General features: G+C 70.3%; 16 protein-coding genes. 3 read left to right on the plus strand and 13 right to left on the minus strand.

Translation table 11 applies throughout. The annotated features are described in order from the left end of the window. The 4 genes from QWY76_RS10960 to nfi form a co-directional block, all read right to left on the minus strand. Window positions 1-588 carry an HD domain-containing protein gene (locus QWY76_RS10960; RefSeq protein ID WP_290311236.1) on the minus strand — a complete coding sequence of 196 codons (588 nt, stop codon included), beginning with the start codon at window positions 586-588 and terminating at the stop codon, window positions 1-3. Continuing rightward, the gene (locus tag QWY76_RS10965) at window positions 589-1,722 is read right to left on the minus strand and encodes a TauD/TfdA family dioxygenase (RefSeq protein ID WP_290311237.1); all 1,134 of its coding nucleotides are present in this window, start codon (window positions 1,720-1,722) and stop codon (window positions 589-591) included. A gap of 288 nt (window positions 1,723-2,010) precedes the next feature. Continuing rightward, the gene (locus QWY76_RS10970) at window positions 2,011-2,568 is read right to left on the minus strand and encodes a DUF1415 domain-containing protein (RefSeq protein WP_290311238.1); all 558 of its coding nucleotides are present in this window, start codon (window positions 2,566-2,568) and stop codon (window positions 2,011-2,013) included. A gap of 79 nt (window positions 2,569-2,647) precedes the next feature. Further along, window positions 2,648-3,352, minus strand: a complete 705-nt coding sequence (gene nfi, locus QWY76_RS10975) for a deoxyribonuclease V (protein WP_290311239.1) — start codon at window positions 3,350-3,352, stop codon at window positions 2,648-2,650. A 76-nt stretch (window positions 3,353-3,428) separates the two neighbouring features. Here nfi and QWY76_RS10980 point away from each other — a divergent pair, with 76 nt between their 5' ends. The 3 genes from QWY76_RS10980 to QWY76_RS10990 are packed head-to-tail and all read left to right on the plus strand — an operon-like array spanning window position 3,429 to window position 8,908. Further along, window positions 3,429-4,682, plus strand: coding sequence for an exonuclease SbcCD subunit D (locus QWY76_RS10980; RefSeq protein WP_290311240.1), 1,254 nt, complete (start codon window positions 3,429-3,431; stop codon window positions 4,680-4,682). After that, window positions 4,679-8,011, plus strand: coding sequence for an AAA family ATPase (locus QWY76_RS10985; protein ID WP_290311241.1), 3,333 nt, complete (start codon window positions 4,679-4,681; stop codon window positions 8,009-8,011). Before QWY76_RS10980 ends, QWY76_RS10985 begins: the two co-directional genes overlap by 4 nt. A 36-nt stretch (window positions 8,012-8,047) precedes the next feature. After that, on the plus strand, window positions 8,048-8,908 hold the full coding sequence (locus tag QWY76_RS10990) for an SDR family oxidoreductase (protein WP_290311242.1): 861 nt from the start codon (window positions 8,048-8,050) through the stop codon (window positions 8,906-8,908). A 96-nt stretch (window positions 8,909-9,004) separates the two neighbouring features. Here the strand turns inward: QWY76_RS10990 and QWY76_RS10995 are convergent, their stop codons facing one another. The 9 genes from QWY76_RS10995 to QWY76_RS11035 all read right to left on the minus strand — a co-directional run bounded on the left by QWY76_RS10995 (window position 9,005) and on the right by QWY76_RS11035 (window position 18,258). Then, window positions 9,005-10,003, minus strand: a complete 999-nt coding sequence (locus tag QWY76_RS10995) for a Vgb family protein (protein ID WP_290311243.1) — start codon at window positions 10,001-10,003, stop codon at window positions 9,005-9,007. Window positions 10,004-10,151: 148 nt separating this feature from the next. Continuing rightward, window positions 10,152-11,885, minus strand: a complete 1,734-nt coding sequence (locus tag QWY76_RS11000) for an SWIM zinc finger family protein (protein WP_290311244.1) — start codon at window positions 11,883-11,885, stop codon at window positions 10,152-10,154. A 153-nt stretch (window positions 11,886-12,038) separates the two neighbouring features. Then, window positions 12,039-12,356, minus strand: a complete 318-nt coding sequence (locus QWY76_RS11005) for a hypothetical protein (protein WP_290311245.1) — start codon at window positions 12,354-12,356, stop codon at window positions 12,039-12,041. A gap of 65 nt (window positions 12,357-12,421) precedes the next feature. Next, complete coding sequence (locus tag QWY76_RS11010; RefSeq protein ID WP_290311246.1) at window positions 12,422-13,300, minus strand: PhzF family phenazine biosynthesis protein; 879 nt, start codon at window positions 13,298-13,300, stop codon at window positions 12,422-12,424. A 55-nt stretch (window positions 13,301-13,355) separates the two neighbouring features. Beyond that, on the minus strand, window positions 13,356-14,675 hold the full coding sequence (locus tag QWY76_RS11015) for a carboxypeptidase-like regulatory domain-containing protein (RefSeq protein WP_290311247.1): 1,320 nt from the start codon (window positions 14,673-14,675) through the stop codon (window positions 13,356-13,358). Further along, the gene (locus QWY76_RS11020) at window positions 14,672-15,064 is read right to left on the minus strand and encodes a hypothetical protein (RefSeq protein ID WP_290311248.1); all 393 of its coding nucleotides are present in this window, start codon (window positions 15,062-15,064) and stop codon (window positions 14,672-14,674) included. Before QWY76_RS11020 ends, QWY76_RS11015 begins: the two co-directional genes overlap by 4 nt. A 557-nt stretch (window positions 15,065-15,621) precedes the next feature. After that, complete coding sequence (locus QWY76_RS11025) at window positions 15,622-16,563, minus strand: SMP-30/gluconolactonase/LRE family protein (RefSeq protein WP_290311249.1); 942 nt, start codon at window positions 16,561-16,563, stop codon at window positions 15,622-15,624. Window positions 16,564-16,594: 31 nt separating this feature from the next. Then, window positions 16,595-17,209: a 2-dehydro-3-deoxy-6-phosphogalactonate aldolase gene (locus tag QWY76_RS11030; RefSeq protein ID WP_290311250.1), complete on the minus strand. Its 615-nt coding sequence runs from the start codon at window positions 17,207-17,209 to the stop codon at window positions 16,595-16,597. A gap of 50 nt (window positions 17,210-17,259) precedes the next feature. Next, window positions 17,260-18,258: a 2-dehydro-3-deoxygalactonokinase gene (locus QWY76_RS11035; protein WP_290311251.1), complete on the minus strand. Its 999-nt coding sequence runs from the start codon at window positions 18,256-18,258 to the stop codon at window positions 17,260-17,262. Window positions 18,259-18,268 lie beyond the last annotated feature (10 nt).

Below are 18,268 nucleotides of genomic sequence, written 5' to 3' on the forward strand. Positions count from 1 at the left end.
TCATGGCTCCAGCGGATGCTCCTCGCCGATCACCGCCGGGTCGAAGGGCGGGCGCGAGAACACTCGGCGCAGCATCGGCGCGAAGTGCTCGAGCGGCGGCGTCGGATAGTCAGGATCGAAGGCGGCCTGGTCGTAGCGCTCGCAGAAGTCGACGCAGCTCTGGTACCAGGGATGATCGCGGTAGCGGTCACGTTCGTTCGGGTCGCCGCCGAAGTGGTGGGCGTAGTAGAACGTCTGGAACAGGCCATGGTGGTGCACCACCCAGGTGACCTCGCCGCGCACGTAGGGGCGAATGATCGCCGCGGCCAGCTGGGAGTGATTGTAGGGCGCGAGCTCGTCGCCGAGATCATGCAGCAGGGCGCCGATGATCATGTCCTCGTCGGCGCCATCGGCCTCGGCGCGGGCGGCCGACTGCAGCGAATGCTCCAGCCGTGAGACCCGGTAGCCGCTCAGGCCATGCTCCAGATGGCGCAGCGCCTGCAGCAGGCGATCCACCAGGCCCTGGTTGAACTGGTCTTCCAGGCGCTCGAGAAAGACATACTCTTCCCGGGTACCCTCCTTCATCTGTCGGAACGCGACCTGTTCCATTCAGGCGACCTCCTCGATCGAATCATGGTGTTTCAGCAGGCTCGCGAAGCGCTCGCGCGGGCCGTCGCTGTCGAGGTAGCAGCCCTGCAGATGGCGATGCCCCTCGCGGGTGTCGTAGCGGGTGCGCCCGTGCAGCACGCGGCTGTTGTCGAACAGCAGCAGCTCGCCGGCGTCGAGGGCGAAGCGCACCTCGTAGGTCGGGTCCGAGAACAGCTCGCCGAGCCGCTGACGCGCGCGGTGGAACAGCCGGGTCTCGGCGTCGCAGAGCAGCGGCAGGGCATCCAGGCGCGGGCTGTAGTGGACCCCGGTCGGATGGCCGTCGTCATCGGTCTGGATCATGGTGCGATGGGTGACCAGTTGGGTGCCGGCGTCGACGAAGCGGAAGCGCACCGGAATGGTCTTGAGCAGTTCATAACCCTCGGGGGTCTCGTGGCGCAGCCGCTCGAGCACCTTGAGGCTGTCGACCAGCGTCGAGAGCCCCCCGCTGGTCTCGTTGACCAGGCAGTGCAGCAACTGGATGCCCGGCACCGGGTTGCGATACGGGTTGTCGGTATGCGGACCGAGCGCCACGCTGCGATAGGCCAGGTCGTTGCCGCTGGGCCGCGAGTAGACCTCGAAGTAGCGGCCGAAGTTGGTCTCCTTGACATAGCCGTAGTGGCCGCCGACCTGGAGGATGCGCTCGGGGTCGGTGGGCACGCCGTAGAGCACGAGGTAGCCGAAGCGCAGATAGGCATCCAGCGAGGCCCGGAAGTAGGCCGGCTCCTCGAGCACCCGCCGCCAGTCGAAGCGCACTCGCCGCCGATCCAGGCTGGCGTCCCAGGGCTCGGCCGCGGGAAAGATCGCGGTGTCGTCGAGCTCGTCGGCCAGCACGCGAAGATCATAGGTCTCGCGATGGCCATCGCTGAACGCGAGCACCACCTGGTGCTCGTCAAGCCGGGTCGCACTATCGAGCGTCAGCGCCGTATCGATGGCGTGGGAATCGAACAGACGTTGGCGGGTCATCGGCTCCAGCTGGTCGGGCGCCTGGGTCCGTTCGCGCAGCCACAGCGGGCTGATCTCCCTTGAGCGCTCTCCGTCGTCGAGGACGATCGACGGGGGCTGCTCGTGAACGACGAACGCATGGCGGGTGGACATCTCGGGCTTCCTCGTGTGGCTGCGGTCATCACGCTGGCGATCGCCGGCATGGTGACGGGCGCGCCGCCGCACGAGTAGAGCCGGCGCCTTATCCCCCGGCATGCAATTTTCTTATGGGCCCGCGCCCCCGCCGATCCCTCGGCGCTAGGTTTTGTTACGAAAAGTCCGCGAGCGATGGCCAGACAAGGCAAAAATCGGCGAAAAGATGGAGTTTACGAGGTGTAAATGAGTACTTTGAGCCGATTTTTAACGCCGTATGGGCAAGCGCAGGCAGTTTTCGTACAAAGCCTATGAGGCCGCCCCGCGCAGGGCGGCGAGCGAGGCGGCCAGCCGCTCGCGGCCCAGGGCCTCCATCATTGCCGCATTGCGTTCGGGGATCGCCTCGGGATCGGGATAGTGAGCGAGCGCCCGCTCCAGGCCCGCTTCCCGCAGCAGGTGCCACATCGGCCAGGGCGAGCGATTGGTGTAGTTGCGCGGGGCGTTCTCCGTCTCGCCGTCGAACTGGTAGTCCGGGTGGAAGCTCGCCAGCTGGTAGACCCCCTCGTAGCCCTGCTCGACCAACAGCGCCTCGGCCAGCCCCAGCAGGTCCAGATAGTCGTCGAAGTCGGCCAGGCCCTCGCTCAGCACCAGCAGCGTGGTCTCGGTTTCGGCGTCGTCATCGAGATGCCAGCACTCCTCCATCAGCCGCATCAGCGCGGCCGCCGGATCGCTGGCGTCCACCTCGACATAGCGGATGCTGTCGCGGGCGACCTCGCGGCCGGCGAAGGGGCACACCTCACGGCCGACCACGAAGGTCTCGACCCAGGCGCGGGTGGCGTCGATGGGGGTGGCGGGCGAGGCGGTCATGGCGGGCATCCGAAGTGAAGGGACGATCATGGTCCGCCGCCCTACCCCGAAAGGCAAGCGACGACCATGACAGGGCCGCTCAGCGCCGCCTCTGGTCACGCCGCGAGGCCAGCCGGTCGGCCAGCCGGGTGGGTTCCGGCAGCTTGGTCTTGCCCAGGCAGGCCACCACCCAGCCCACCGCGGTCTCAAGGCACAGCCGGTGCCCCGGCGAGACGTATACCGGCTTGACGCCCTGGCGCGAGCGCAGCACCGCGCCGATGATCTCCCCACCCCCGGGGCCGTCATCCTGCAGCGGCGCCCAGTCGCCGCGCTCGGGGCCCGGCTCGGCGTGGCGGCCCACCAGCCGCGTCTTGGCCACGCCGATGGTCGGCAGGTCGAGCCATAGCCCCAGGTGGCTGGCCACGCCCAGCCGGCGCGGATGGGCGATGCCCTGGCCGTCGACCATCACCAGTCCGGGGCGAATCGTCAGCTTCTCGAAGGCGGCCAGCGCCGCGGGCACCTCGCGAAACGACAGCAGCCCCGGGATATAGGGCATGCGCGTCGGCTCGCGGTGCACCGCCTGCTCGACCACCGCGAAGGCGCCCTCGGCGGCCGGCGGCCAGGCCAGCACCACCACGCCGGCACGGGTGATCTCGCCACCCTGCTCGAAGCCGATATCCACCCCGGCGATATGCTGCACCGGGTCCAGCCGGTCGACCCGCTCGACTCGGCCGGCCAGGCGGCGCTGCAGGCCAATGGCCTCGGCGGGGGCGAGGTCCCATTCGTGCAAAGGCGTCGATGACATCACGGACTCCCTGAATCATGGCGATGGCTCGGGTTAGACTAGAGCCTTTGCCGCGTGATGGAACACCGGGGAACCGATGCTGAGACTGATCCACACCGCCGACTGGCACCTGGGCCAGAGCTTTCACGGCCAGGAGCGCCACGCGGAGCACCGCGCCTTCCTGACCTGGCTGCTGGATACCCTGGTCGAACGCCGGGCCGACGCCCTACTGGTGGCCGGCGACCTCTTCGACGTGGTCAATCCCTCGCTGCAGGCCCAGGCGCTGCTCTATGACTTCATCGTCGAGGCTCACGAGCGCCTGCCCCGCCTGGACCTGGTACTGATCGCCGGCAACCACGACAGCGGCAACCGCATCGAGCTGCCGGCCCCGCTGATGCGGCGCCTGCGCACCCACGCCCTGGGCCGGGTCGCCTGGACCGAGGCCGGCGAGCTCGACGCCGACCGCCTGCTGGTGCCGCTCACCGACGCGTCCGGCGAGACTCGCGCCTGGTGCCTGGCGCTGCCCTTCCTGCGGCCGGCCGAGGTCACCGGCCGGGGTGGCGACGCGGCCGGCGACCCCGGCAACGCCTATGTGGCCGGCATCGGCCGCGTCCACCAGCAGCTGATCGCGGCCGCCCAGGCGCGCCGCGCCCCCGGCCAGGCCCTGGTGGCCATGAGCCATGCCCACCTGCGCGGCGCCGCCGTCTCCGAGGCCAGCGAGCGCCCCATCGTCATCGGCGGCGAGGAGTCGATCTCCGCGGGCCTGTTTCCCGATGACATCGCCTATGTGGCGCTCGGCCACCTGCACCGCGCCCAACAGGTCGGCGAGGCGCGCATCCGCTACAGCGGCAGCCCCCTGCCCCTGGACTTCAGCGAGGTGACCTACCCCCACCAGGTGCTCGAGGTGACCCTGGAGGGCGAGGCGCTGGCCGGCGTCGAGGCGCTGCCCGTGCCCCGCCCGGTGGCGATGCACCGCCTCGGCCCGGCACCGCTCGACGCGGTGCTGGCCGAGCTCGAGGCCCTGGAGGAGGATCCGGCGCTCGCCAGGGAGCGCTGGCCGTGGCTGGAGCTGCGGGTCGAACTCGACGCGCCCATGCCCGACCTGCGCGCCCGGGTGGACGCGGCCCTCGAGGGCAAGGCACTGCGCCTGCTGCGCCTCGAGCGCCGCCTGCCCCGGGTCGAGGCCGAGGACGGCCCCGAGCGCATCGACCTGGAAGCCCTCGGCCCCCGCCGGCTGTTCGAGCGCACCTGGCAGGCGCGCTGGGGCGAACCGCCGGGTGAGGACGTACTCACCGACTTCGACCGGCTGCGCCAGGAGGTGCTGGACGACGACGGGGAGGAAGGCGCATGAAGATTCTCGCCCTGCGCCTGGCCAACCTGGCCTCCCTGCCCGGCCCGCTGGAACTCGACTTCACCACCGCGCCGCTCAGTGACGCCGGGCTGTTCGCCATTACCGGCCCCACCGGCGCCGGCAAGAGCACCCTGCTCGACGCCCTGTGCCTGGCGCTCTACGGCGGCACGCCGCGGCTGCGCCAGGCCCCCGGCCGCGAGGCGCCGCTGCCCGACGTGGGCGACGCGACCCTCAACACCGCCGACCCGCGCACCCTGCTGCGCCGCGGCACCGCCAGCGGCTACGCCGAGGTCGACTTCGTGGGCCGCGACGGCCGCCGCTACCGGGCCCGCTGGGCGGTACGCCGCGCCCGCGAGAAGGCCGACGGGCGCCTGCAGGCCATCGAGCAGTCGCTGCGTGACCTGGACGACGACCACCTGCTGACCACCCAGAAGCGCGAGTTCGACCGCCTGCTGCCCGAGCGTCTGGGGCTGACCTTCGAGCAGTTCACCCGCGCCGTGCTGCTGGCCCAGAGCGAGTTCGCCGCCTTCCTCCAGGCCGACGACAACGAGCGCAGCGACCTGCTGGAGCGGCTGACCGGCACCACCGAATACTCCGCCATCTCGATGGCCGCCTACCGCCGCGCCAGCGAGGCCAGGAAGGCCGTCGAGACGATCGAGGCTCGGCTCGCCGACGACCTGCCCGCCGAGCCCGAGGCCCGCACCGAACTCGAGCGCCACGCCAAGGCCACCCAGGGCGAACTCGACGCCCTGCAGCGCGACGCCGGCCACCTGGAGACACGCGAGCGGTGGCATGCCACGGATGACACCCTGCGACAGGCCTACGTCGAGGGACACCAGCGCCAGCAGGACGCCGAGGACCGCTGGCAGCGACTGGCCCCCGACCGCGAGGCGCAGGCGTGGCGCCGGGTGATCCTGCCGCAGCGCCATCGCCTGCGGCGCCAGGCCGACCTTCCCGGCGAACTCGCCGCCCTGGAGGCCACCCACGCCGAGACGCAGCGGGCGCTCACCGACGCCGAGAGCGCGCGCGAGCAGGCCCGCCAGGCACACGAGGCGGCCGAGCGGACACTCGGCGAGGCCGTCGAGGCGCGCCGCCAGGCCGAGGCGCCCCTGCGCGAGGCCCGCGACCGGGCCCAGACGCTGGCCACCCGGGACAAGCAGCTGGCGGAACTCGAGGCCACGCAGGGCGAGCGCCGCCGGCGCGCCGACGAGCTCGCCGAGCAGCACCGGCGGACGGACGGCGAACATCGCCAGCGGCGCGAACGGCGCGACCAGTGGCACGCCACCCTCGAGCGCCTGATCGGCGATCACGACGGCCTGGAGAGCGCCCGCCAGGCGACCCAACAGGCCCATGACCGGGCCGCTCGCCGCCAGCTGCAGCTGGGCGAGCTGCACAGCCGCTGGCAGGAGGCCTGCCGCGCCGACCAGGCACACCAGGCGCTGACGGCGGGCCTGGCGGAGGCCGACCAGCGCCTCGAGACGCTGGTCGAACAGGGCCAGGCCGCCCGCCGGCGACTCGACGACCACGAGCGCCACCTCCAGAGCGTGCAGGCCTTCGTCGAACGCAGCCGCGCCGTGCGCAGCGAGAGCGTCGCCAGGCTGCGCGAGGGCCTCGCGGACGGCGAGCCCTGCCCGGTGTGCGGCGGCCTCGAGCATCCCTGGCGCCATCGGCCGCCGGCCACGCCCGAGGCCGCTCAGCTCGCCGCCCAGCAGGCGGAAGAGGAGCGCCAGCTGGCGGACGCCCGGGAGCAACGTGACCGGGCCCAGCGGCAGCGCGATGAACTCGAAGGGGAATACCGCGCCCTCAAGGCGTCGGTGGCCCAGCAGCGAGCGGACCTCGACACCGCCGCAAGGCGACGGGCCGAGGCGAGCGAGGCCCTCGGCGAACATCCGCTGCACGCCGAGCTGGCCGCCATCGACACCAGCGAGCGTGATGCCTGGCTGGCCCACCAGCGCCAGGCCGTCGAGGCACAGCGAACGCAACACCAGCGGGCCCTCGACGAGATCGCCCGCGCCGAGGCCGAACTGGCTCCGCTGGAGCGGGCCCTGCACCAGGACGCCCTGGCCCTCGCCAGGCTCGACACCCAGCGCGCCGACCTCGACCAGGAGCTGGCCACGCTGGGCGAGCGGATTCCGCCCCTGCGCCGCGAACGCGACGCCATCGCCGCCGAGCTCCAGCGTCTGCTCGGCGAGCATGCCTCGCCGGACGACTGGCAGCAGCACCTCGACGCCCGCCAGGACGCCGCCCGCCAGGCCCGCGACGGGGCGCTGGCCCGCTTCCACGAGGCCCAGCAGCATTGCCAGCGGCTCGCCCAGCAGGCGACCCACGAGGCCGAGCGGCGCGAGGCGCTGCGCCGGGAGCGCGACACCCTGGAGAGCGAGCTGGCCGAGTGGCGCGCGGCGCATCCCGAGCTGACGGACGCCCTGCTCGCCTGGCTGCTGGCCCAGCCGGACGACGAGGCCGAGCGCCAGCAGCGACAGCTGGAGGAGGCCGAGCAGGCCCGCCAGCAGGCTGCCGCCAGCCTGGAGGAGCGCCGCCGGGCGCTGGTCGCCCACCGCCGCGACCAGGAGCTGGCCACGGACGGTCGTGGCGAGACCGGCGAACACGACGAAGCCCACGACGCGCCACTGCTCGGCGAGGCCATCGATACCGAGATCGCCCGCCGCCGGGACGCCCTGGCCGGCGAGCGCGAGGCCCTCGCCCCGCGGCTGGAGGCCGCCCAGCAGCGACGCGACGAGGCCGTCCATGCCCTGCGCGACGACGACCGCCGGCGCCAGCGCCAGCAGGACGCCCAGGCCGACCTCGAGGCGGCGCGGGCCGAGTATCGCCGCTGGGGCCGGATCAGCGAGCTGATCGGCTCAGCCGACGGCAAGGCGTTCCGTCGCATCGCCCAGGCCTACAACCTGGAGCAGCTGCTGGAGCATGCCAATGCGCACCTTGCCGGGCTCAGCCGCCGCTACCGGCTGGTACGCGGCGGCAGCGAACTGGGCCTGCTGGTGGTGGATCACGACATGGGCGACGAGCGCCGCTCGGTGCATTCGCTCTCCGGCGGCGAGACCTTCCTGGTCTCGCTGGCCCTGGCGCTGGGGCTGGCCTCCATGGCGGCGGGCGAACTCACCATCGAGTCGCTGTTCATCGACGAGGGCTTCGGCAGCCTCGACCCGCAGTCCCTGGCGCTGGCCATGGAGGCGCTCGACGGCCTGCAGGCGCTGGGCCGCCGGGTCGGGGTGATCTCCCACGTCCAGGAGATGCACGAGCGCATTCCGGTGCAGATCCGGGTCGAACCGCTGGGCAACGGCACCAGCCGGGCGCGGCTGGTGAATGGATAAGAAAGCGCAACACATGGCGCTACAGGAGCAACAAGCATGCCGGATAGCCGAGAGACGACGCGCAGCCTGCTGATCACCGGCTGCTCCAGCGGGATCGGTCATGCCGCGGCCCACGGCCTGGCGGCGCGCGGTTGGCGGGTCTTCGCCACGGCTCGGGCCGAGGCGGACGTCGCACGGCTAAAGGAGGAAGGCCTGGAGGCCCTGCCGCTGGACCTCGCCGACAGCGCCTCGATCGAGGCCGCGGTGGAGGAGGTGCGGCAGCGCACCGGGGGACGACTGACGGCACTGTTCAACAACGGCGCCTACGGCCAGCCCGGCGCGGTGGAGGACCTGTCACGGGCGGTGCTGCGGGAGCAGCTGGAGACCAACCTGCTGGGCACCCACGAGCTCACCACCCGGGTCCTGCCGATGATGCGCGCCCAGGGCCACGGGCGCATCGTGCAGAACAGCTCGGTGCTGGGGTTCGCCGCCCTGCCCTACCGCGGTGCCTACGTGTGTTCCAAGTTCGCCCTCGAGGGCCTCACCGACACCCTGCGCCAGGAGCTTGCGGGCAGCGGCATCCATGTCAGCCTGATCCAGCCCGGCCCCATCACCAGCCGCTTCCGCGAGAACGCCTACCGCGCCTTCCAGGCGCATATCGACACCGCCCACAGCGCCCATGCGGATACTTACCGGAAGGTGGAGGCCCGCCTGGCCAGCCAGGACGGCAAGGCCCCCTTCACCCTGGGTCCCGAGGCGGTGGTGGAAAAGCTGATCCACGCCCTGGAGAGCCGCCGCCCACGGCCCCGCTACGCCGTGACGCTGCCCACCCAGCTGTTCGCCGCGCTCAAGCGGGTGCTCAGTACGCGGGGCATGGACCGGGTGCTGCTGCGCTCGACCCGCGACGAGCGGGAGTGAGCGCCTCCGCCCCGATGCCGGCCCGAGTCTCGTCGGATGCCATGGCCCCGCTCGGCGGCCGCCGGCGGGTCTGGCGGCATCCCGCCAAGGCGGGTGTCATTGCAGCTCGGCCCTGCCGAGGGTGTTCTCGTCGGTGCCGAACCAGATGGCGTCACGCGCCGGGTCATAGACCATGTGGCGCACCGTGCCGCCCCCGCTGGGGATCTCGAAGGCCTCGCTCCAGGTTTCCGCCCGGGTATCGAAGGCGACGAAGCGGTTGGGCCGGACGCCGGTTTCCACTATCCAGAAGCGGTCCTCGCCGTCCATGACCACGGCGTAGGGCAGCGAGCGCGCCCCCGAGGGCGCCGGCCACTCCTTGACTTCCCCGCTGCCCGGGTCATAGCGGCCGATATGACCGGTCGCATAATCGCCGTACCAGACCCGACCGTCGGACGCGATGTCCAGCCGTCGAGGCCGGGCCTCCGCACGCGGCAGGTCGATCTCCCGCACCTCGCCGTCCTTCACCGTCGCCAGCCGGTGGGTGCCGAACAGGGCGACCCAGGGCTGGTCGTCGTGCACCACGATGCCATAGGGGCGCGCCCAGCCACGGGAGACCTCATGCATGGTGAACGCCTGGCGTCGGGTATCGAAGAAGCCGATGCGGTTGCCACCCTGTTCGGTAAACCAGAGGTTGCCGTCCCCGTCGAAGGCCATGCTGTGCACATCGCGGCGGCCATCACCGGGCGGCACGAATGTCTCGATCGCGCCGCTGGCCGGATCCAGCAAGCCGATATGCGCGGCTCGGTTGCCGGCGTACCAGACGCCCTGCGCATTGGTGATCACCGTGTGCGGCCCGGTGCCATCCTCCAGGCGGAAGCGTTCGAACTCGCCGCTCTCGGGCGTGAAGCGCCCGACATAGTGGGCCTGCTGGCTGACGAACCAGACCCGCCCCTCGGCATCCACCCAGGGATCCCGGGCTCGCCCGCCGGCGAAGGGCACGTTCCACTCCGTGATCTCGAGCCGGACGCCCTCGTTACCGTCTGCCGTCTGCGTCATGGCGGCGCCGGCGCACAAGACGGCCAGCATCAGCCCTGACAGGGTCATCGGTTTGAACATCTCGGCCTCCCTCTAGCCCGGCCCTATCCTCGGGCAAAGGCTCGATGCCATTCCCACCCAGAAGCATCGACCGGTCGGTCGAGAAACGCCAACAGCACGACGCGCACCGGATCGATTGGCAATCGTCTCAACGCCGCCCTGCCCCCTCTCAGGCCGGGAAGGCCTCGTTCAGCCACTTGATGAAGTTGCGTTTTTGCTTGAACTCGGTGCGCAGCTGCATCAGCGCCTGCTCGAATGCCTGGCGCTGCGCCGAGGTGTCCAGCGTGTCCCGCAGCTCCTCCAGCAAGGCGATGCCGTCGCGATAGCCCTGGTTGTTGGTCTGGCGAACCATATGGCGTACCAGGCGCAGGTACAGCGGCAGGCTCTCGTCGGGGTCCTTCAGCGCCTGCGCCAATTGGTGCAACAGACTGGGCGACACCGGCCGCTCGGCGCACAGCGCCTGGGCCTCGGCCAGGCGCCCCTCGAACAGATGGATTTCCAGCAAGCTGTCTGCCGTCCGAGGAGCCCAGCCGAAGGGTGGCTGGGAGGACTGATCGAGCCGCTCCACCAGCCAGTCGCGGACCCGCTGGCGATAATCGACGGCCAGACCACGCGTGGATGACAGTTCCACCAGCTGGCGATAATCCTCCAGGTGCCGCGTGTGCCGGTAGATGTCCCATTGCAGCGCCGCTGCCGCTTCCGCCTCGCCTCGATGCAGGTGCAGGCGCACCTCGAGCCGCTGGCGTTCAATCTGCTGGTGAGGAAGCTTTCCGGACGCCGCTTCCGCCGCTCGCGTCAGCCAAGGCTCCACCTGATCCCAGGCTTCATGCGCGATGCACAGCTCGGCGGCATCCAGGCAGTCCCGCTCGTTGCTGGCGGTCTTCCGGTACAGCGCGAGCATGGACGGCAGGTCGCCGGCGGCCTCGGCATGCTTGAACAAGGGGTCGCGCAGGCGAATGTAGCGATACTGCTCCGACCACCCCGCCTTTGCCGGCAGCTCCGGCAAGGCGTCCCAGGCCCGCTGCAGGCGGGCATGATAGGCCGCCATGCCCACCTCGCCCAGCGCCTCGACATAGGCATCGGGGATCTCGGGGTACATGTCCTCGCCGCCACCAAATGCCTTGTCATAGAGGTACGCCGCCAGCTTGTCGGACGACCAGTCGAGCCGCTTCACGGTCTGGAGATGCAGCGTCTGCAGGGTCGCCTCGCAATGGAAACGAAAGCCGCCGGAGTCGTCGACGGTCTCCAGCGCCCGGGCCATGCGCGACAGCGCATAGTCCACCAGCGTCAGGCACTTGTCCGCGGACAGTTGCGGCGCCTGCTCGGCGAGCTGGTCGACGACGGCCTCCGCCCTGGCGAAGTAGGCACTCACCTGGCCGTAACGGTAAAGATCGCGGTTGATGGGAAACGCCGCCGTGATGCGCTTCTTCAGCGCCTTGTGATCCAGCACGCCGAGCACCGCATCGGCCCGCAGCGACCACTGCTGGCGCAGCAGCGGGTCATTCTCGATCAGTGACTGGAGCGCCTCGACCAGCGACGGCTTGTCCATCTGCTGCAGGTAGGCGCGAATCCGCTCCGCTGCATCGCCCTCCGTCAGCCGCGTCTGCTCGGCCTGGTCCGCGCGGTACGCCAGGGCGGTCGCCACGCAATGCTTGCAGAAGTCGATGCCCTCGGAGGCCGGGCAATCGCAGCCGCCCTCCAGGCCCCGCTTGCTCAGTTTCAGCACCACGCGATAGCGCTCGCTGCCCTCCACATCGGCGGTGATGGTGGCGCCTTTCCTGTTCCAGCCGACCACCATGCCCTCGCGGTAATACTCCACGCCGCGTCCGAAGGCGGCCTCCCCGGCGAGCATGGCCAGCTGCCGATCGGTCAGGAGTGCCGCCTCGTCCTGCGTTGCTGTCATTCTTGAAGCCCTTCCAGCGCCTGACTGCCTGAGAATCAAGCAGCCAATGCTACGCCGCACCGCCTCGGGGCGCCAAGCATCGCAACACGTCGGCGAACCCGTCAGTGACTTTCAAGGACCCGTCCTGATTTCTCCGTCGTCTTGATGCCATCATCAAGGCTCCTTACGCAACGTCATCGCCGATTCATCTCCCATATGGATGAATAATTGCCCTTCTGCATCCTCACTGTCACCAAGCACGACCCAGCCCCGGCCACTACACTCATCGCCTTCGTCATCTCCCTGCCAGGAGAATTCAGCGCGGCGCTTATCCACCGAATACCTCACATTCATCCAACCGTGAACGGCACCGAACAGGAACTCACCTTCGTTACCGCTGAACTGGACGTAGCCAGGCTCAGTGAGATCGACGTAATCCTGCGGCCACGTTTCCATCCAGGTAATACGCCAGCGTCCACTCAAACTCTGCACAGCATTCTCCTGATCCAACCCATCGGTGTCGGCCTATACTGGCCGGGACCCAGGTGATTGACTACTCACTCTGTAACACGGAGCGCCCCCGCTCCGACAATCACCGCATGTCCAGCAATTCGGATGGTCAGGTCGAAGCCATCGCGTTGGGCCTCGGCAATTATTCGGCTCGGCCGCCCCATCTCGATGCCCTGGTCGATTTGCCAACGCCATGGGCCGGAATCCTCTTTATCCGTTGCCAGTTTCCCCGCCAGGGCCGCGACGGCACTGCCGGTGGCCGGATCTTCGCGCACTCCACCTTCAGTGGAGAACATCCGGGTGCGCAGGCGTTGTTTCTTCCGGGATTGATCGTCGGCAACGTAGAGATAGATCTGCTCATAACCGCTGGGTGACACCCATTCCACCCAGACGCCTGGCGAGGGCCGTGCCCTCTCGAGCGCTTCCAGTGAATCGAGTTCGATCAGATGATAGGGCAGCCCGCAAGATGCCAGCACTGGCGCGCCGACGACCTGACTGGCCTTCAAGCCAATCAACTCTGCAGCCACCGCCCGGTTCAGCGGGCTGGCCATGATGCTGAGGGGTTCCGGCGTGGTGAAGCGGGCCAGATCCTGTTCGTAATCCACTACCAAGGGTCCGGCGCCGGCCTCGAGCGTGAGAGGCCTATCACGCTGGGCCATGCCCAGTTCCGCCAGCAGGTGCGCCGTGCCTATCGTCGGGTGACCGGCAAAGGGCAGCTCCATGGTCGGCGTGAAGATACGGATGGGGTAACGGGCCAGCCCCGTGGCCTGTCCGACGAATACCGTCTCGGAAAGGTTCAGCTCGTTGGCAATGGCCTGCATCGTGCCGGTATCCAGCCCTTCGGCTCGGGGGAACACCGCCAGCGGGTTCCCGGCAAAAGCCCGGTCGGTGAAGACATCGAGCAGGGCGTACTCATGTCCTTTCATGGTGATCTCCATTGACTTTCAAGGACCCGTCCCTGATTTCCGCTGATGTCCGGGTTCAAGGCGGCGCCGCGCAACCGGCCGGGCCGGTATCACCGGGCAATTCGCGAATCCTGACCCTCAGGTCATGGCGCCGGTAGGCGGTATCGAAGGCCTGAACCTCGACCACGGTGGCGTGACGCCTGCTGACCAGACGCGGCGCCGAGTGGTGCACGAAGCGCTCGCCGTCCAGCGTCAGTTGCAGGCGTGGCAGAGTGTCCTCGCCATAATCCAGGCGCAGCGACTCGAACCGCCAGGCCAGCGGCGCATCCTCGGCACAGCTCGCCAGGTCCACGGGAACTCCCGGCATGAGTTCGACGCGCTGCCGCTCCAGTTCCCTGCCCTGCGCATCGCTCACCACCAGCCGATAGCTGCGTGGCCCCATGGCCAACGAGCCCTCCTCGGGAAGCGACGCCAGCAGCGCGGCGCGCACGGGCTCGACCGGCCCGAGAGGGGGCTGATACGGCAGCCTGTCCCCGGGACCGGGGCGATAGACGAAGCGCAGCGAGAGCAGCCGCTCACTGGATGTATCGAGCCCCGGCACCGTACCCGACATGGCGCTCACTGCGCCGGGCTCCCAGGCCAGCTTGGCGTGCCGCCCCTGCGGAGTGCGCAGGAAGAGGGTGCCCGGGGTGTCGTCGAGCACCAGGCGTGGCGCCGTGGGCGGCTCGGGCGAGGCATCCAGATAGCGCAGCAGGTAGTCCCAGGACGGCGTGGCGATGCCCTGGGCAGCGGCCGGCACGAAGTGGAGCCCTCCCCCATCGGGCACGCCCAGGGTGACCTCGAGGGGCTCGCGACTCAGCGCGAGAGGATAGAGATCGACCCGCGCAGGGTCGCGAGCCGGGGCGTGGTCGAGGAACGACCAGCCGAAGGGCTCGCCGGCCTCATCCCAGCCCAGATAGGCGGTGCCGCCGGGCAGCCGCTCGTCGCGGTCGGCCACCGTCTGCAGCAGCAGGTTCGCCCCCGGCGGCACAGGGCCCACCGCCAGGGAGTGAAACCCCGCCGCCTCCGCCATGAGCCGGCCACCGCCAGTGCCCACCAGCCATACCGGGCCGGGCATCGGCACCCGAAAGCGCCCCTCGGCGTCGGTGATCGCGGTGACCACATAGCCCTTGTCCCAGATCAGTTGCCCATCATGCTCGCTGCGCCCCCAGCCCTGGCGGCGCACGGTGATGGTGGCGCCGGCTACCGGCACATCGCCGTGATATTCGACCAGCTGGCCTGCTACCGGCGCCGGGGACAGCCACCACAGCGCCAGCCACACCAGCAACGCCAACCCGGCCAGGGTCGCGACCAGCCCCGCGACGAGGCGACGAAAACATACGGCGCTGCCCATCATGGCGCCTCGGTGTGCGGCACGCCACGCAGGAACTCGGCAGCCGCCACGGCCGCTCCCGGATGCTGCGCTACCAGCACGATATTCTCGGGCCCCAAGGGAATATGGAGCACCGCCTCCAGCAGCCTCTCGCCCCGGAAGGTCACGGACGGGCGTTCACCCTGATGCGTGGAGAGCAGGCGCCGGAAGGCGCCGAAACAGCCCGGCGTCTCGGCCATGTCGAAACGGAGATGCACGAGCCCAGCATCGCCCGTGGCATGCGCGACCCGCTGGACGCAGGCCGGAGTCAACACGAAGCGCTCGCCGCCCACGGTGAAGGCCACACCCGACTCCTCGGCCTGGGCCATGGGTGCCGACAGGATCAGCACAGCAAACAGCGGCAGGTACGGCATGGCTCCCACCCCTCCCCCAATGCAGCAAGCATAGCAACGGCATCCCTCAGCCTGATGGCACCGCCACCCGGGCCATGCAGATCTTCAGTTATCACTCCGTTCGGACTCAACGAACCCAAACCATGCGACGGACCTGCGAATCATCCGCCGTTGATCATCACCCGCGGCAAGGCCCCGTCAGTGGCGATGCTCTCGCTGGAAGTCTCCGCCGAGGTGTGCAAAATCCGTCGGCGGCCCGAGCCCCCTTCAATAGCGTTGCACTCGGATCTCGAGACCGCCATGTCTTGAGAACATGTCGATTCCATCGACATGTCCCGCCGACGTGTCGAAACAACGGCGACCCTTAAACATGTCGCGCAGACATGTCGATGGGGTGGACATGAGCGGGCGCCAGCGCGTGGCAGGCAGCGCTCCCGAAGGAGAGACCCATCCGCTCGACGACAGAGGGCATCACTCGCGGGCTCGAGTGCTACCTCGTGGGACGGCCTTGGGGCGCGGCGGTCGCGCCGGTGAAGCTCACGCGGTGCGTGGCGTGGGCACGGCCGGTCGCGCGCGGCTCAGGCAAGCCTGAGTGGCGGTTCGGCCAGGCCCCGGCAGCCGGGCAGGCGCTCGGCCAGCTCGATGGCGAAGACGCCGCCATCCGCCGCCTCCGGGGCCGCCATGCCCTCCCGGGCGGTGGTGACATAGAGGGTGGTGAGGGCCGCGCCGCCAAACACCGGACAGGAGGGCTGGCGCGCGGGCACCCGCACGTGGGCGATCTCGTCGCCCTCGGGGCTCAACCGGGCCACGCGCCCGGCGCCCCACAGGGCGATCCACAGGCAGCCCTCGCTATCCATCACGGCCCCGTCCGGGCCGCCCCCCGACTGGCGCAGGTCGGCCCAAAGCTCGGGGTCGGCGAACGCGCCATCCTGGCCACGCACGGGGAAGCCCTGGTCGTCCAGCGCCCAGCGCATCACCCAGCCGGTCGCGGTGTCGCTGACGTAGGCGTGGCGGCCGTCCGGCGAGAAGCACAGGGCGTTGGGGATGGTCAGCCCCCGGCGCAGCCGGGTGAGCTCGCCGCGATGCAGGCGATAGAGGCTGCCGGCGCCCGGCTCGGCACCGAGCCCCATGGTGGAGAGCCACAGGCTGCCATGGGTATCGACGCGGGCATCGTTGCTGCGGGTGACGGGGTTGTCGGCCTCGAAGGGCAGGAAGTCGCGGGTCGCGCCGGTCTGCGGGTCGAAGCGCGACAGGCGGTTCTCCGCCACCAGCAGGTAGTCATCGTCGCGGGTCAGCGCCGCATAGGAGGTCCGGTGCGCCAGCCGGGTGACGCGATGCTCACGGCCATCGCCGCGGGCACGGTGCAGCTCGCCGGCCAGGATATCCAGCCAGCGCAGCTCGCTGCGCCCTGCGTCCCAGCCGGGGCCCTCGCCCAGCTCGCAGCGACTGTCGATCAGCCACTTCGCCTGGCCGAGGCACGGGCCGGACGGCAAGGTTTCGTCGGAGGGGGACTCGCTCATGCTCGGGGGCTCCTGCCAGGGGGGGGGGGGGTCAGCGTGCCTGCTGCCAGGCCGTGACCAGCGCGCGGGCCCGCTCGCCCACCTCGGCGGCCGTCAGTCCCGGCGTATAGAGGGCGGTGCCCAGGCCCGCCCCGTGCACGCCGGCGGCACGCCAGTCGGCGAAGTTATCGGCTCCGATGCCGCCCACCGCATAGAGCTCGGTGCCCGCGGGCAACACGGCCATCATCGCCTTCATGTTGGCGATGCCGACCTGGGAGGCGGGGAACAGCTTGAGCCCGGAGGCGCCCGCCGCCAGGGCGGCGAAGGCCTCGGTGGGCGTGACGATGCCGGGCAGGGAGACCATCTCGAGGCGCCGGCTCTCGCCGATCACCGCCTCGTTCATGTTCGGCGAGACGATCAGGCGACCGCCAGCGGCGTGCACCTCGCGCACCTGCTCGGGCGTCAGCACGGTGCCGGCCCCCATCAGGATCTCCTCGCCGCCGCGCTCGGCAGCGTGTGCCGCCAGGCGGCGGAGGCTCTCCAGGGGCTCGGGGGAGTTGAGCGGCACCTCGATGCGGGTGATGCCGGCATCGATGACGGCCTCGGCAATGGCGATAACCTCATCCGGCGTGACGCCGCGCAGGATGGCGACCAGTGGCAGGCTCATACAGGCTCCTTGCAGTCTCGGGGCGGCCGCCAGGCATCGGCGGCCGCGCATCAGGGGGTTGCGGGCGGCGTGGCGCGGTGGATGCGCCCCAGGCCGGCCAGGATCATGTCGGCATTGGCGTGCACGTCGACCGTGAAGCCGCGATGCGCCAGGGCGATCCGGTAGCGCCGGCACAGCGCCTCGGCACCGATCAGCACGACGGGGCTGCCGGGGGCCAGCGTTGCGGTGGCACCCGCCAGCTCGAGGCCCAGCACCAGGCCGGACAGGCGCGCCGCCAGGCGTTCGCCGCGCCGGGCATCACGGGGCAGCGAGGCATCGAGCAGGTCCCGGGCCCGGATGCCGAACAGCTCCGCGCTCAGGCGCCCGGGCGCGGCCATGGCGGTGTCGACGCCGTCCAGGTAGGCCGCCCGCTGGGCCGCGTCATCGAGGTCATCGGCGTGAAGCGAGTGCTTCAGCACCGAGTCCTGGCTGAGCAGCTGGTAGAGCTCGCCGCTCATGAAGGTGGTGAACCCCGTGATGCGGCCCGCCTCGAGGCGCGCCCACTTGGCGTGGGTGCCCGGCAGGCAGACGGCGCCGCTGAAATCGGGGTGCCTGGCGACCAGGCCGGATAGCTGGGTCTCCTCGCCGCGCATCACGTCGAAGGCCTCGCCGCCGTCCGGCATGGCGTGCTGACAGAGCCCCGGCACGATCCGCACGCGCAGGCGGGCATCGCGGGTGGTCACCGGCGTCAGCCGGCCGCCGAGACGGCCGAGGGTATCGTTGGCCCCGGCATCCAGCGGCAGGTAGGCGGCCTCGACCCAGCCCTGGCGGGCCCCGGCCATGCCGCAGACCAGCACCTCGGTCGGCGGGGCCGCCGGCAACCAGTCACCGACCGCCTCCAGCAGCACCCCCTCGTAGGCCTCGGGCGCCAGGCCCAGCATGCCGCGCGGGGCGCTGGCCTCGGCGATCACCCGGTCATCGGCATCCAGCGCCCAGGCCCGCAGGTTGCTGGAGCCCCAGTCCACGGCGATCCAGGCCGGGGCAAGGGTCGCATTGGTCGATTCACTCATGCTCGCTCTC

The organism is Halomonas maura, assembly GCF_030409305.1.
Classification (GTDB): Bacteria; Pseudomonadota; Gammaproteobacteria; order Pseudomonadales; family Halomonadaceae; genus Halomonas; species Halomonas maura.

Excerpts from the sequence above, each read along its gene's own strand:
- QWY76_RS11025 (WP_290311249.1), bottom strand. The coding sequence starts at position 16,563 with ATGAGCGAGTCCCCCTCCGACGAAACCTTGCCGTCCGGCCCGTGCCTC.
- nfi (WP_290311239.1), bottom strand. The coding sequence starts at position 3,352 with ATGTCATCGACGCCTTTGCACGAATGGGACCTCGCCCCCGCCGAGGCC.
- QWY76_RS10985 (WP_290311241.1), top strand. The coding sequence starts at position 4,679 with ATGAAGATTCTCGCCCTGCGCCTGGCCAACCTGGCCTCCCTGCCCGGC.
- QWY76_RS10960 (WP_290311236.1), bottom strand. The coding sequence starts at position 588 with ATGGAACAGGTCGCGTTCCGACAGATGAAGGAGGGTACCCGGGAAGAG.
- QWY76_RS11010 (WP_290311246.1), bottom strand. The coding sequence starts at position 13,300 with ATGAAAGGACATGAGTACGCCCTGCTCGATGTCTTCACCGACCGGGCT.
- QWY76_RS10970 (WP_290311238.1), bottom strand. The coding sequence starts at position 2,568 with ATGACCGCCTCGCCCGCCACCCCCATCGACGCCACCCGCGCCTGGGTC.
- QWY76_RS11015 (WP_290311247.1), bottom strand. The coding sequence starts at position 14,675 with ATGATGGGCAGCGCCGTATGTTTTCGTCGCCTCGTCGCGGGGCTGGTC.
- QWY76_RS10980 (WP_290311240.1), top strand. The coding sequence starts at position 3,429 with ATGCTGAGACTGATCCACACCGCCGACTGGCACCTGGGCCAGAGCTTT.
- QWY76_RS10965 (WP_290311237.1), bottom strand. The coding sequence starts at position 1,722 with ATGTCCACCCGCCATGCGTTCGTCGTTCACGAGCAGCCCCCGTCGATC.
- QWY76_RS11030 (WP_290311250.1), bottom strand. The coding sequence starts at position 17,209 with ATGAGCCTGCCACTGGTCGCCATCCTGCGCGGCGTCACGCCGGATGAG.
- QWY76_RS11020 (WP_290311248.1), bottom strand. The coding sequence starts at position 15,064 with ATGCCGTACCTGCCGCTGTTTGCTGTGCTGATCCTGTCGGCACCCATG.
- QWY76_RS11000 (WP_290311244.1), bottom strand. The coding sequence starts at position 11,885 with ATGACAGCAACGCAGGACGAGGCGGCACTCCTGACCGATCGGCAGCTG.
- QWY76_RS10995 (WP_290311243.1), bottom strand. The coding sequence starts at position 10,003 with ATGTTCAAACCGATGACCCTGTCAGGGCTGATGCTGGCCGTCTTGTGC.
- QWY76_RS10990 (WP_290311242.1), top strand. The coding sequence starts at position 8,048 with ATGCCGGATAGCCGAGAGACGACGCGCAGCCTGCTGATCACCGGCTGC.
- QWY76_RS11035 (WP_290311251.1), bottom strand. The coding sequence starts at position 18,258 with ATGAGTGAATCGACCAATGCGACCCTTGCCCCGGCCTGGATCGCCGTG.